This window comes from Mesorhizobium sp. M8A.F.Ca.ET.207.01.1.1, from assembly GCF_004794715.1.
In the GTDB taxonomy this organism is placed as follows: Bacteria; Pseudomonadota; Alphaproteobacteria; order Rhizobiales; family Rhizobiaceae; genus Mesorhizobium.
This window is the reverse complement of the sequence record NZ_SRUS01000002.1, coordinates 1-13208: the sequence shown is the minus strand read 5'-3', so window position 1 is coordinate 13208 and position 13208 is coordinate 1. Positions and strand designations below refer to the sequence as shown.

Annotated in this window: 13 protein-coding genes; 2 read left to right on the top strand and 11 right to left on the bottom strand. The window is 63.5% G+C overall.

Annotated features, from left to right (window positions below):
• Positions 1-14 precede the first annotated feature (14 nt).
• From ptsP to EN850_RS04890, 5 genes are read right to left on the bottom strand one after another with little or no spacing between them, the layout of a single operon-like run.
• Positions 15-1991, bottom strand: coding sequence for a phosphoenolpyruvate--protein phosphotransferase (ptsP, locus tag EN850_RS04910; protein WP_135883513.1), 1977 nt, complete (start codon positions 1989-1991; stop codon positions 15-17).
• Between the two features lie 56 nt (positions 1992-2047).
• Positions 2048-2428 (bottom strand): PTS glucitol/sorbitol transporter subunit IIA, encoded by a 381-nt coding sequence (locus EN850_RS04905; RefSeq protein WP_127279792.1) that lies wholly within the window; start codon positions 2426-2428, stop codon positions 2048-2050.
• A 26-nt stretch (positions 2429-2454) separates the two neighbouring features.
• On the bottom strand, positions 2455-3459 hold the full coding sequence (locus EN850_RS04900; RefSeq protein ID WP_135867582.1) for a PTS glucitol/sorbitol transporter subunit IIB: 1005 nt from the start codon (positions 3457-3459) through the stop codon (positions 2455-2457).
• A 16-nt stretch (positions 3460-3475) separates the two neighbouring features.
• Positions 3476-4237 carry a PTS glucitol/sorbitol transporter subunit IIC gene (locus tag EN850_RS04895; protein WP_127279228.1) on the bottom strand — a complete coding sequence of 254 codons (762 nt, stop codon included), beginning with the start codon at positions 4235-4237 and terminating at the stop codon, positions 3476-3478.
• 53 nt (positions 4238-4290) lie between these two features.
• Positions 4291-4728 (bottom strand): transcriptional regulator GutM, encoded by a 438-nt coding sequence (locus tag EN850_RS04890; protein WP_136090747.1) that lies wholly within the window; start codon positions 4726-4728, stop codon positions 4291-4293.
• A gap of 192 nt (positions 4729-4920) precedes the next feature.
• Here EN850_RS04890 and EN850_RS04885 point away from each other — a divergent pair, with 192 nt between their 5' ends.
• Together EN850_RS04885 and EN850_RS04880 are read left to right on the top strand one after the other, a co-directional pair.
• Positions 4921-5562: a hypothetical protein gene (locus EN850_RS04885; protein ID WP_127279229.1), complete on the top strand. Its 642-nt coding sequence runs from the start codon at positions 4921-4923 to the stop codon at positions 5560-5562.
• Positions 5563-5663: 101 nt separating this feature from the next.
• Positions 5664-6338: an HAD family phosphatase gene (locus tag EN850_RS04880; RefSeq protein WP_127872179.1), complete on the top strand. Its 675-nt coding sequence runs from the start codon at positions 5664-5666 to the stop codon at positions 6336-6338.
• Here EN850_RS04880 and EN850_RS04875 read toward each other — a convergent pair whose 3' ends face one another.
• The 6 genes from EN850_RS04875 to EN850_RS04850 all read right to left on the bottom strand — a co-directional run.
• A complete protein-coding gene (locus tag EN850_RS04875; RefSeq protein ID WP_136090746.1) occupies positions 6339-7388 on the bottom strand; it encodes a DUF930 domain-containing protein in 1050 nt (349 codons plus the stop codon).
• Between the two features lie 121 nt (positions 7389-7509).
• A complete protein-coding gene (locus EN850_RS04870; RefSeq protein ID WP_136090991.1) occupies positions 7510-8658 on the bottom strand; it encodes a DUF930 domain-containing protein in 1149 nt (382 codons plus the stop codon).
• 139 nt (positions 8659-8797) lie between these two features.
• A complete protein-coding gene (locus EN850_RS04865; protein WP_136090745.1) occupies positions 8798-9877 on the bottom strand; it encodes an ABC transporter ATP-binding protein in 1080 nt (359 codons plus the stop codon).
• Entirely contained in the window at positions 9865-11568 is a 1704-nt protein-coding gene (locus EN850_RS04860) for an iron ABC transporter permease (RefSeq protein WP_136090744.1), read from the bottom strand. Before EN850_RS04860 ends, EN850_RS04865 begins: the two co-directional genes overlap by 13 nt.
• Positions 11569-11660: 92 nt before the next feature.
• Positions 11661-12647, bottom strand: coding sequence for an ABC transporter substrate-binding protein (locus EN850_RS04855; RefSeq protein ID WP_135914819.1), 987 nt, complete (start codon positions 12645-12647; stop codon positions 11661-11663).
• Between the two features lie 278 nt (positions 12648-12925).
• On the bottom strand, positions 12926-13208 hold a 283-nt coding region (locus EN850_RS04850), incomplete at its 5' end, for a 2-oxo acid dehydrogenase subunit E2 (protein WP_189591005.1).

Below are 13208 nucleotides of genomic sequence, written 5' to 3'. Positions count from 1 at the left end.
AGCGGTCGCAGGAACTACTCCCCGGCCGCCATCGCCGTGATCGTCTTCTTGGCGCGCTGGATCGAGGCCGGGCTCATCGACAGCTCGGTCAGGCCCATCTTCAGGAAGGCCGGAATGAGATCCGGCCGACCTGCCGCCTCGCCGCACATGCCCACCATGATGCCAGCGGCGACCCCGGCCCTGGCCGTCAGTTCGATCGCCGACATCACGGCCGGATTGGTGACGTCGTTGAGCTTCGCAACCGTCGGGTTGAGCCTGTCGGCGGCCATGATGTACTGGGTGAGATCATTGGTGCCGATCGAGAAGAAAGCCACCTCCCTGGCCAGTGCCGGTGCGATCAGCACCGCGGCCGGGGTTTCGATCATCACGCCGAGATCGAACGTGGCGTGCGGCACGCCTTCGGCCTTGAGTTCGGCGGCGCATTCATCGACCAGTGCGCGGCTGCGCGTCACTTCGGAAATATCCGACACCATCGGCAGCATCACCTTGATGTTGCCGTGTACGGCGGCCCTCAGCAGCGCCCTCAGCTGGCGCTTGAAGATATCGGGCCGGTCGAGGCACATGCGGATGCCGCGCCAGCCGAGGAAGGGATTTTCCTCGTCGGGAAACTCGATGCCGGCGATCGGCTTGTCGCCGCCGATGTCGAGCGTGCGCACGATGACCGGATAGGGGGCGAAGGCTTTGGCCAGCGCCGCATAGGTCTCGGCCTGCATGTCTTCCGACGGCAGGTGCATATGGCGCATGAACAGAAGCTCGGTCCGGAACAGGCCGACACCCATGGCGCCGGCTTCCTGCGCAGCCTCGATCTCCTCCAGCGAGCCGATATTGGCCGCGACCTCGATAGTCCTGCCGTCCGCCAGCTTCGGCGTCACCGTCTTGAACGCGGTCAGGCCGGCACGCTCCTTGGCCGCCGCTTCGACGCGGCCGGCGAAATCGGCGCGTGTGGCCGCATCGGGGTCGATGATCACCTGGCCGCTGTTGCCGTCGAGCGCCACCTCTTGCGCCGTGCGCAAGGCATTGATCTTGTCGCCGAGGCCCAGCACCGCCGGAATGCCGTGCGAGCGGGCGATGATGGCGATGTGCGAGGTGGCGCCGCCATGGCCGCACACCACGCCGCCGATGCGTTTCAGCGGCGCGCGCGCCAGATCCCAGGCGCCGATGTCGTCGGCGATGAGAATGGCGCCTTGCGGGATGTTCTCGAGGCTGACGTCGTCTTGGCCCAGCAGCACCAGGCAGATCTGCCGTCCGACCGCATGGACATCGTCGGCCCGCGCATTGAGGTAATGATCGTCGACGGCGCTGAAATCGGCGGCGATGGTGGAAGCGGCGGTGATCGTGGCCGACACCGCGTCATTGCCGCCCTTGATCGCCTTCTCGGCCTCGCCGGTCAGGCTGTCGTCGGCGGCGATATCCCTGAGCGCCGCGACGATGCCCCGGTCACCGGCCGACAGACTGTCCTGCGCCAGCGCCCGGTCCATGCGCGCCTGGACGGCGGCGACGGCGGCGCGGAATCTGTCGATTTCGCCGGCGATTTCTTCTGCCTGCAGCATGCGGCCCTGTCCCGCGATATCAGGCGGGAAATGCGCGAAGGCGGGTCCGATGGCGACGCCCTCGCTTGCGGCGACACCGCGCAAACCATTCGCCTCGCCTGATACCGCCGGCGCGGATTGGGGCGCGGGCGCCGCTTCCTTGCCTGCGTCATTCGCCGGGGCGTGGGTGTCTTCGTCATCGAGACCCGCCGTTGGGTTCTCGAGATAGCCGATCAACGCCTCGATCGCCTCGATGGCATCGGCGCCGTTCGCCCGCACGGTGACTTCCTGGTTTTCCTTGACCGCCAACAGCATCAGCTTGACCGAGCTCTTGGCGCTGACCGCCTTGCCGTCCTTGACCAGTTCGACGTCGGATTCGAAACCCTTCGCGAGCTTCACGAAGCGTGTGGCGGGGCGGGCGTGCAAACCTTCATGCACTCTGACGATGGTCGAGCGTTCCATGGCAAATACTCTGCTTTTTTGGGCGCCAAAGCCAGACTGGGCGGGCGCAAGTGCTTTCAGGCGGCGATGGTGATGATCGCGTCTGTCTTCAGGGCGGCCACGAGGGCTTGGCGATCGACCTGCGATGCGCAGATCTCGCCCGGCCTTTCGGCCTCGGTGGCGCCGTTGAACGAGATGACGACGTGGCCCATCTCGAGGACCTTGCTCCAGGCGCTGGAGCCGACGGCGGTTATGACGGCGGTAACCGGACCAAGGGTGATCGACGCGCCCTTTTCAGGCGCGCCGTCACTGGGTCCGAGCTCCGTCTTGTGGAGCACCGAGACCTCGGCAAGCTCCGGCGGCGAGCCATCCGCGAACAGGATGACCACGCCCCCTTCGGCAAGGTCCGCCACTTCGGGTCCTATTGCCGTGACCCGTGTCTTGAGAAAAACCGACATATGGCGAACCTCGTTATTTCAGGTGTTTAGAATACGATCAGGGAGACGACCCAGGCGATCAGCACCGAGACCGGCCCCATGATCTGGCGGCTGATGAGCACCGCAGGCACGCCGATCTCGATGGTTTTCGGCTTGGCTTCGCCGAGCGCCAGGCCGACCGGGACGAAGTCGCAGCCCACCTGGGTGTTGTAGGCAAACAGCGCCGGCAGCGCCATTGCCGGCGAAATCGTGCCGTTGGCGATCTGCGGGCCGATGATGGCCACGCCGATGACCTGCGCGATGACGGCGCCTGGTCCCAGGATGGGCGACAGGAACGGCAGTCCGCAGATTGCCGAGATGATCAGCAGGCCGACGATGTTGTTGGCCAGCGGTCCCATCGGCTGCGCCAGCACGTCGCCGATGCCGGTGTACAGGATCAGGCCGATCAGCATGGTCACGAAGGCCATGAACGGCAGCACGTTGCGAACCACCTGGTCGATCGTGCGGCGGCCGGCATTGAAGAAGATGCCGACCACACGGCCCATGACGCGGCCGATCGAGCTGATCAGGCCGATAAGCCCGCCTTCGCTCGGCAGCGGCTGTGGCGCGGCGGCTGAAGTGCTGTTGTTTGAACTCATCGGCGCTGCTCCCCCCGCAGTGGTGACCGCTTCGGATCCGTCCGCCATTGCGACGTTGGCCGGCTTCACGCCCGAAACGTAGATATCCTCTGTGATGAACTGGGCGAGCGGCCCAGCCTGTCCGACCGGCGTCAGATTGACGGTCGGGATGCGCTTGCGCGGATAGACGCCGCAGCGTGCGGTGCCGCCGCAGTCGACGACGACGACCGCCATCTCTCCTTCGATCGGCGGCGCCTTGAAGCCGTCGACGGCCGTGGCGCCGGTCATGTCGGCGATAAGTTGGGCGACAGGATGGATGCCGCCGCCGGTGACGGAGACGATCTTGTCGCGCTGGGCGGTCGGCTCGATGACGAGCGGGCCGCCCCAGCCTGTGTTGCCCCGGGAGATCTTTACGGCTTTGAATGTCTTGTCCATGATGTCCTCCCCGCCCTTACAGCTCGACGCCCTGACGGCGTGCCATGATGGCGGTGATGCGCTCGGTCAGCATGCCCTTGAGCAGAATGACGACCAGGCCGACGATGGCGTACCAGATCGCCACCTTGACGTGGTAACCGGCGACGACGGCGCCCTTCTTTTCCAGCTCCAGCAGCGCGACCAGAATGCCGCCCCAGACGAAATATTCGCCGGGGTTGATGTGCGGGAACAGGCCGAGCGGCGGATGCACGTAGGAGACCGCCGCGTCATAGAAGGCGGGCTTGTGCTTTTCTTCCAGGAACGATCCGAACGTATAGGCCATCGGATTGGTGAGGAAGAACACCGCCAAGAGCGGCAGCAGCGTATAGCGCGTCAGCGCGATCCTGCCGGCGCCGCGCGCCAGGCCATGCACGCGCTCTTCGCCGACCAGTTCGGTGACGGCGTAAAAGGCGGTCATAAGCACCACAAGTGTCGGGATGATGCCGGTGACGAAGCCGGCGAACACTTCGCCGCCCTTCTGGAAGATGCCGATGAAGTACTTGCCGATGGCGGTCAGCCAGCCGAGCTGCTCTTCCTGCTGGACGTCCTTCAGCTTTTCCTTGAATTGATCGACGGTAATCGGCCCGCTGTCGGCCTGCGCCAGGACAACGAGATGGTCGGAAGCATGCTCGACGGCGAGCTTGCCATGCAAAGCAGCATCCGAAACCATGGCACCCGCGACATGCAGATTGTGCACGGCCATGTCGGCATGCTGCGCCAACAACGAAAATACAGACATTTCTCCTCCTTATGCCGGCCCGCCGGGTGGTCCCAGTCGGCGCACGGCCTCCTCTATGCCCTTGCTACGTTCAAGCCGGCCAGGCCCGGCTTCTTCCCCGGCTCCGACCGTGCTTTGTCGATCTGTTCGATCGCCCGCTTCACGGCCTCGGCCACACCGCGTTCCCCCTCCCCCATGATCGCAGGGTTGGACCGGAGTCGATCGAGGGGAACACCCTCGAATTCTTCATGTCGTTTGAATTTGGTGAACACGGAACGGCCGCTCATCACCATCATCCGGCGCACGATCAGGTCAGGCGTCACCACGACCAGCGCGATGGTCCCCTTGGCAAATCGGCCGCGAAAATTGCCTGCGCCGACGAAGCCGTCCTTGTATTGGTCGGTGACGCCCCGGAAGACATCCGAATAGTGCCGCATCTGCAGCCAGACGCCGAGCGACTGCAACGCCCACACAATAACCAGCAGAAGCAGTCCCCACTGCCAAATCGCCATTCGGTTCTCCTCCCGAAGCCTCAGTCGAGGCGCACCTTGGACCGGCACGCGACAACAGCAAAGTGAGAACATTTGTTTCCGCGAATGTCAATATGTATGATATTGACCTCGACCTAGGTCATCCACAGGGCCGTCGGCCGATTTCGGCGGCGGCACGGCTGTGCTAGCCTGTCGTGAAACGGGATGCATGCAATGGAACTGCCCTTCAGGGACGAATTGGCCCTCATGCCCGACCTGCGCCACCGGCTGCGGCAGTTGCGCTGGTTCCGCGCCACTTTCCGTGGCAGCGCCAAGGTGGTCTCGGACACATTCGGCGTGCGCTTCGAAATCGACGAGGCGAAGCTGACGCGGGCTTTTCTCGACTGGGTCGAGGTCATGGAAGCGCAGAAGCGGTTTGCCGCGATCGACCGGGCCGACTTCATCGTCTTTGCCGCCGGCCTTGTGTTGCGCGAACTGATAAAACAGGCGCCGGCCAGGGAGATCTCCGGTCTTACCCAGCTCGTCGAAACGGATCAGAATGCCGGCACGCTGGACATCATCCGCTTCTGGCCGGAAGGCTTTCTCTACACCAACTACTGCGTCTCGGTCATTTCGGCCATCTACGAGCAGGAGTTCGGCTCGGCGCCCAGTATCGACAAATGCGCCGACGACCTGCGCACCTGGTGGTCCTATCGCGAGAACGTCACCGAAATCCCGGCCTATGCCGTGGCTTTCCTCGACCGCTTCCTGGGCGCGGAGCCCAACTGGATCACGCCCGACCGCGCGCAGTCGCGGCAGGCCATGCAACGGGCACTGAGGTCCTCCCGCGCCAGCGACGTGTTGCGCCAGCTTTGAGCATCGCCGGTTTTCGCATGTCCCCAAAAAACACCGCGCTATTGAACATCTGACTTTTTGCCGATAGCGATGTGCGAAATTTGAGTTGAGGAGACAAGCGCGTGGCGCGAGCAAGGCCCATCATCTTCGATTGCGACGGCGTTCTCGTCGACAGCGAGCCCCTGGCCGCCAGGGCCTACGAGCGCGTCTATGAAAAGCATGGCATGCCGGGCGTTCACGGCGGCATCATCGCGCAGTGCGTCGGCATGAAACAGGCCGACATCATCGTCAGGATCAAGGAATTGACCGGCCATCAGTTTCCCGCGGCCGCCGACAGCGATATCTGGGCCGAGACCAAGATCCTGTTTTCGCAGGAATTGAAGCCGACACCGGGAATCGCCGCATTCCTGGAGACGCTCGACGGCGACCGCTGCGTTGCCTCGTCGTCCTCCGTCGAACGCATCAACCACAGCCTGGCCATCACCGGGCTGGCGCGGTTCTTCGGCGATGCGATCTACAGCTCTTCGATGGTCAAGAACGGCAAGCCCGCGCCTGATATTTTCCTGTTCGCCGCGGCGGCGATGGGCGCCAGTCCGGCCGACTGCATCGTCATCGAGGATTCGCCTTTCGGCATCCAGGGCGCGGTTGCCGCCGGCATGACGGCGGTCGGCTATACAGGTGGCGGACATACTTATGCGGAGCATGCCGCACGGCTGATGGCCGCCGGTGCCGATTTCGTCTGCGCCGACTGGAGTGAAGTGAGCCGGCAATTGTCGGGGCTCGGTGTACCGGCGTAGCTAGTAAAGCCTAAGGCGGGCCCATTGGTCGCGCGGGATCACTGGCCCCACACGGAAATTAAAGGACAGGACCCTCGTCGCATTGGTGTCGACCTCGCACCGGAAGCCCAGATGAAACCAGTTAGTCGTGGTGCGGAAGGCTACATCCGAGCCGTCAACAACATTGCCCGCTCTAAGTGGGACACTTGGGATCAGGTCGGGAAAGTAAGAGGCGTCCAGCAATTGCTGCTGCAACACACTGGCACAAAGTTTGGCTCCCCGCTGACTGCGCGGCAAACCACCCATCGAGGTCGTGGCCAACGCATCGTCAGTGGCACCCTGCGAGTAGAGTTTGCGAACGCCCGGAAGGCCCGAGTCGCGCTGCGATGCGGACTTCGAGACCTTGGGTTTCGGCGCATTTGCTGGTTTGGGCTTTGGCGCTTCGGCTGATGTGGGAAGCTCGACGTCGCCATCGGCAGCCAACGGCGTTGATAGCGCGCCCTGTTGCTTGGCGGCTTCGAGCCCCGCCTGCTTTTCTGCCTCCTGTTTGGCTGCCTGTTGTTTATCCACGTCCTCGGTTGAAGCTGCCTGCTTCTGCGCGTCCTTGGCTGGATCGGAGTCTGGTGGCGTGGCAGGCTGGTTTTCCGCCGGCTTCGGTTCGACCGGCGGCTTCGAAGGCTCATTCTTGGCTGGGAATGGCGAGCTGTCTTGAGCGCTGGTCCCATCCAGGGATTTCCTCGGGCCGGTATCCTTGTCGCCGAACTGAAAAACGGGCTTCAGGACCTCCACTGGCGGGGGCTTCTGCGCCTGCTTTTCCGACGGAGGCTGTTTCTCAACCTTCTGCTCAGGCGGTTTTTCTACCTTTGGTTCCGGTGGAGGCGGAACAGGTTTCGGCTTTGGCTGATCGGGCGGAGGCACGAGCGCGACATTGACCGGCTGCTCCTCCCGCAACTGTTGGGGAGGGATTGGCAGCCCATATATCAGGATCGCCGCGATGAGCACGTGCAGGATCAGCGATGCGGGCACGCCCCACAACAGATTCCGACGCCGTTCTCGTGCCTCGTCCTTCATCACCTTCGATGTGGAATGAAATCGCGGCGGCTTCAAGCACGGGCACTGGATTGGCGCTATTTAACCGCCGACAGCTTGGCGACCTGGATGACCGGCGATTGTCCCGGCTCGGCGTGCCGGCCTAATTTAGCGGATACTTAGTGAATCCACGGCTGGCCCATTCGCCGGGCGGGATCAATGACCCAACACGGAAGTTGAAAGACAGGACCCTCGTCGCATCAGCGTCGACCTCGCACCGGAAGTTCAGACTGTACCATTGGGTTCTGGTGCTGAAGGCGGCATGCGGAGGGTTAAGGACGTTGCCCAGCTTCAGCGGAATGGTTGGCACCCATTTGGGCGAATAATCGGCACTTTGCAATTCCTGGTCCAGAACGTTGCCGCAAAGGTTGGCAACGCGCTGATCGCGCGGCACGTTGTCCATGGAGCTTGTGGCCAGCGCATTGCCGGTTGCGCCTTGCGAGTAAAGCTTTCTGACGCCCGGAAGGCCGGAGTAGATCGGCGATCCCGCAGCCTCGGTGTTGGTGGGATTTGACCTTCCCGCCTTCCCGCCTGGGGCTTTGAAGGCTGTTGCGGATTTGAACTTCATCGGCTTTGCGGGTTTAGGCTTTGCCTTTTCTTCCGAGGATGGAGGCGCCGGCTTGTCGGCGGCCTCGGCGGCCTCGGCAGCCAATGGCTTTGGCGCCACGACCGCTTGCTTTTCGCCGGTTTGCGGCGTCGCCTGCTGTTTGTCGGTGTCTTCAGTCTCCTCCTTTTTCTCGCTTTGCGCGGGTTTTTCGGCCGGCACGGCGGTTGCCGGCTTCTCGTCGGCCCTGTCGGAGGCTGCCTCTTGCTCAGGCGCAGCGGATTGGGTCGGGGCGGGCTTCGGTTCGACTGGCGGCTTCGCGGCCTCATCCTTGGCCGGCAACGGTGCATTGACTTGAGCGCTGCCGCCGTCGAGAGATTTCTCAGGCCCCGTATCCTTTTCGCCATATTGAAAAACGCGCTTCAGTACCGGAGTGTTCACCGGCTTGGGCGGCTGCTCGGGCGGTTTTTCAACCTTGGGTTCCGGCGGCTTTTCGGCTTTGGGCTGCGTTGGCGGTGGGGGAACAGGTTTCGGCTTCGGCTGATCGGGCGGAGGCACGATCGCGACATTGACCGGCTGTTCCTCCCGCGGCTGCTGGGGACGTGGGGGCACACCATATATCAGCAGCGCCGCGACAAGCACGTGCAGGATCAGCGATGCGGGGATACCCCACAACAGATTCCGATGCCTTTCTCGTGCCTCGTTCATCCTGACGGATGTGGAATGAAATAGCGGCGGCTTCAAGCATAGGGATCGGATTGGCGCAATTTGGTCGCTGACAGCTTGGTGATCAGGATGATCACGCGCGGGCCTGCGTTACGAGTCGCGACTCACCCCGCCGAGCAAGTCATGCGGCGGCTCCCGGGGCAGGGATCAGCCAGCCGGATCTTATGCGCAGCCGGACCTGCGCACCGTTCTCCAGCACGACCGGATCGGGCTGCTCGAAACGCAAGGTCAGGTCGGGACCGGCAGCAGGCGTAAATTCTATGCGCGCGGCACCTCCCTGGTAGATCGCCCGCTTGACGAGACCGTCGAAGCCCGAGGCATCGGCGGAAAGCTCGATATCAGCGGATCGGCAGCAGATCCTGGCGCCGGCGCGTGGCCGCTCACCAGGCCGACAGCGGACCACCAGTTCGGTTCCGAGAACCCTGACCTTGCAACGGCCGCCGTCTTCGCTCGTCATCACATCCGCTGGCAGCAGGATGCCTTGCGAGATGAAGGAGGCCACCATCTCATTTGCCGGCTCATGATAGAGTTCGCGCGGCGTCGCAAGCTGCGCCAGGCGTCCGTGGTCCATCACCGCGATACGGTCGGCCAGCGCCATCGCCTCGGCCTGGTCGTGGGTGATGTAGACGATGGTCGTGCCCGTGCGCTTGTGAAAGGCGGCGAACTCGTCCTCCATCGAGGCTCTCAGATGCACGTCGAGATTGGCGAGCGGCTCGTCGAACAGCACCAGCGACGGCGCGGCGACAAGGCAACGTGCGAGCGCCACGCGCTGGCGCTGGCCGCCGGAAAGATTGGCGGGCCAGCGCTCACCCAGCCCCTGCAGATTGACCAAGGCAAGCGCGTCTTCGACCTTCTGGCGCGCAACCGCCTTGTCGAGCCTGGCAACCTTCAGCGAATAGCCGACATTCTCGGCGACGCTCATATGCGGCCACAGCGCATAGTTCTGGAAGACGATGCCGACACGCCGCTTTTCCGGAGCGACGCTGCCGCCCTTGCCCGACACGACCTCGCCGCCGATGCGGATTTCGCCCGAAGTCACTTTCTCGAAACCGGCGACCAGCCGCAGCAACGTCGTCTTGCCACAGCCGGAAGGTCCGAGCACCGCCAGGAACTCGCCGTCAGCGACATCGATCGAGACATCCTTCACGGCATCGAAATCGGTGAAGCTCTTGGTCACATGGTCCAGGGTCAGTCGCGCCATGGCAGAACTCCGCTCGGAAGATGAGGGGCAAGCAGGTGGGTCACCAGCATCAGCGCGAAGGTGACCGCGACCGTGATGACGGACATCGCCGCCGCGTAGTTGGAATCACCGCCCTGCTCGAAGGAAAACATCACCACGCCGATCGTTTCGGCCCCCGATGACCACAGCAGCGCCGAGACGGTGAGTTCGCTGAGCGCCGTCATGAAGATCAGGAGGCCGCCGGCGATCGCCGCCGGTGCGACGAGCGGAAAGATGATGGTGCGCATACGCGTGAACAGGCCGGCGCCCGCCACCTGTGCGGCCTCCTCCAGCGCCCGGTCGATCTGATGATAGCCGCTGATGGTCGGCCGCAGCGCCAGCACCAGGAAGCGGGCGAGATAAGCGTAGAGGATAATCCAGACGGTGTTGTAGAGCTGGATGCCGGTCAGCGGGATCGGCCTGAGAAACAACAGCAGCGAGGCGATCGCCAGCACCACGCCGGGCAAGGCATAGGGCAGTTCGACCGACAGGTTGAGCAGCCGCACCCAGCGCTGCTTGCCCCAGGCGATGAGATAGCCGACCGGCACGGCAACGATAACCGCGAAGAAAGCAGCCACGATCGACAGCCAGAAACTGTTGAAGAAGGCGCGATTGGCGGCATCATGCTCGAACAGCACGAAACGGTAATTGTCGAGCGTCGCCGTTTTGGCGGTGAGCGCGATGCCGTAGCCCGGCACCAGCGAGGTCAGCACCAGCCCGAACAGCGGCAGGACCAACACCAGCAGGATGAGCAGCCACATGCCGGCCTGGACGACCGGCCGCCAGCGGCCGAGCTCATAAGGTTCGGACGGCAGCGATGTCGAGGAAATACGGTAGTCGCGGCGACGGCTCATCCCCTCCTGGGCGAGGATGCCGGCCATGGCGATGATGCCGATCAGCACCGACAGAAACGCGGTCTCGCCGAGCACCGCCGGACCGCCGCCGGCCAGCGTCTGATAGATGAGCGTCGGCAGCACGAGATAGTTGGCGGGAATGCCGAGAAACGCCGGAATGCCGAAATTGCCGACACAGGAGACGAAGGCAAGTGCGGCCGCCGCCATGATCGACGGCGTCATCAAGGGCAGCACGATGGTGACCAGTACGGTGAACCAGTTCGCGCCGCCGGCGCGCGCCGCCTCGACCAGTTCGCGCGGCAGCTTGCGCAGGCCGGCACGCACCAGCAGGAAGACCAGCGGGCCGTATTGGACGCCAAGCAGCAGGATGATGCCCGAGGTCGAATAGAGCAGGTTCTTCGTGCCGAGCGGCGGCGCTGCCCCGAACAGTTTTAGGAACGGGCTCGCCGGGCCGAACAGTTGCAGCCAGGCCAGAGCCGTCACCTGCGGCGCGATCAGCAGCGGCATGACGTAGCAGAGCACCAGGGCGCTTCGGCCACGTATGTCGGTCAGCGAGACCAGCACGGCCACCAGCGTCCCCGACAGCACAGCCAGAAGAGTGCCGCCAATGCCGACGACCAGAGTGTGCCAGGTCGCGATCCAGGTTGCCGGGCTTCTCAGCCCGGCCTCCACGGCCACGGTCGTCAAGACGCCGCCGGGTGCCGCGATCTCCTTGACGAGGCGCAGCATGGGCAGCAGCGAAAGCAGCACAATGACGACGGCAACCGCCGCCGTCAGGGCCATTTCCTGGCCCCGGCTTTCCCTGATTCGTGCCGACATGATTGGTTTCCTGGGATCGGTCGATCGATTCGATCACGTTTCGCCGGAACAGGCGAGATGCCGTGGAAACGGCATCTCGCCTGACTGTCGGCTCAGCCGCCGAACAGTTCCGAGAACTTTGCCTTGTCGGCGTCAGTCTTGGCAACAATGGCCTTGGTGTCGAACGGCATCACCTTGATTTTGACGCCTTCCGGCAGCCAGTCGGGACGGCCGACCGAGGCGCGCGCCGGCAGATAGCCCATCGACAGCGCCAGCTTCTGGCCTTCATCGGACAAAATGAAGTCGACGAATTTTTTCGCGCCATCGACGTTCTTGGCGGTCTTCATGATGGCGACCGGCTCGGTTACGGCAGGCACGCCTTCGCTGGGGAAAACGAACTCGACCGGCGAGCCCTTCTTCTTGGCGTTCATCGCCATGAAGTCGACGAGGATGCCATAGGGCTTCTCGCCCGATGCCACCGACTTCAGCACCGCGCCATTGCCGCGCACGCTGACGGTGCTGTTGGTCTTCAGCTTCTGGAAGAAATCCCAGCCATAGTTAGCGTCGCCGACAAAGCCCGAAAGCAGGTAGGCGGCAGCGCCCGAATAGAGCGGGCTCGGCATGACCAGGCCGTCGGCATAGGCCGGCTTGGCAAGGTCTGCCCAATGCTCCGGCTTTTGCGCGGCCGCGGTGTTGTAGACGATGCCGGTGGTGATCAGCTTGCTGCCGAAATAGGTCTTGTCGGCGTCATAGGCATCCGCATCGATACCGTCGAGCTTGGCCCCGGGATAGGCCATCAACCGGTCATCCTTCTTCAGCAACTCCATCGAGACCGCGTCGGCGATCAGGAGCACGTCGGGCTGCGGGCTGCCCGCGGCGAATTCGGCCGCCATCTTGGTCAGGATGTCGCTGGTTCCCGAGCGATAGATGGTAACGTCGATGCCGGGCTGCGCCTTCTTGAAGGCATCCACGGTCTTGGCCGCGTCCGCCTCGGGTTGGGATGTGTAGAGCGTCAGCGTTTCGGCATTTGCCACGCCGGCAAACAAAGTTGCGGCGAGCGCCAGCTGGCTGGCCAGCAGCTTGATGAATAGCGTCTTCATGAGACCTCCTGATCCTGTCTGTGCATGAGCGGACCGGCATCCTGGCCGGTTTCCATATTCTCCCTGCACGGCCCATATGACTGGTGGATGACACTGAGTGTCAGCGTCCGGATCAGATCGCATTCATCAGGAAAGAGAGGCTGTCTGGCAGCCTCGAGTGGGGCCGGGAAGGCCCCGGGCACATCGCAACGAACAGCCTCAACGGAGCGGGAGGCGGGCTCCTGCTGTCAACCCGCTTTCCGCTGCCGGCATACTCCGAAGGCAGCGCGGAAAACCGTTCAGACCAGCATGCCCATCGGGTTCTCGATCAACTTCTTGAAGGCGACCAAGAGTTCGGCCCCCAGCGCTCCGTCAACCGCACGATGGTCGGTCGACAGCGTCACCGACATCACGGTGGCGATCTTGACCTCGCCGTTCTTGACCACCGCCCGCTGCTCGCCGGCGCCGACCGCCAGGATCGTCGCGTGCGGCGGGTTGATGACCGCGGCAAAGTCCTTGATGCCGAACATGCCGAGGTTGGACACCGCCGTGGTGCCGCCCTGATATTCCTCCGGCTTCAGC

Coding starts and splice junctions, on each gene's coding strand:
- EN850_RS04865 (WP_136090745.1), bottom strand. CDS start 9,877: ATGGCGCGACTGACCCTGGACCATGTGACCAAGAGCTTCACCGATTTC.
- EN850_RS04870 (WP_136090991.1), bottom strand. CDS start 8,658: ATGAACGAGGCACGAGAAAGGCATCGGAATCTGTTGTGGGGTATCCCC.
- EN850_RS04895 (WP_127279228.1), bottom strand. CDS start 4,237: ATGTCTGTATTTTCGTTGTTGGCGCAGCATGCCGACATGGCCGTGCAC.
- EN850_RS04890 (WP_136090747.1), bottom strand. CDS start 4,728: ATGGCGATTTGGCAGTGGGGACTGCTTCTGCTGGTTATTGTGTGGGCG.
- EN850_RS04875 (WP_136090746.1), bottom strand. CDS start 7,388: ATGAAGGACGAGGCACGAGAACGGCGTCGGAATCTGTTGTGGGGCGTG.
- EN850_RS04905 (WP_127279792.1), bottom strand. CDS start 2,428: ATGTCGGTTTTTCTCAAGACACGGGTCACGGCAATAGGACCCGAAGTG.
- EN850_RS04860 (WP_136090744.1), bottom strand. CDS start 11,568: ATGTCGGCACGAATCAGGGAAAGCCGGGGCCAGGAAATGGCCCTGACG.
- ptsP (WP_135883513.1), bottom strand. CDS start 1,991: ATGGAACGCTCGACCATCGTCAGAGTGCATGAAGGTTTGCACGCCCGC.
- EN850_RS04900 (WP_135867582.1), bottom strand. CDS start 3,459: ATGGACAAGACATTCAAAGCCGTAAAGATCTCCCGGGGCAACACAGGC.
- EN850_RS04855 (WP_135914819.1), bottom strand. CDS start 12,647: ATGAAGACGCTATTCATCAAGCTGCTGGCCAGCCAGCTGGCGCTCGCC.
- EN850_RS04885 (WP_127279229.1), top strand. CDS start 4,921: ATGGAACTGCCCTTCAGGGACGAATTGGCCCTCATGCCCGACCTGCGC.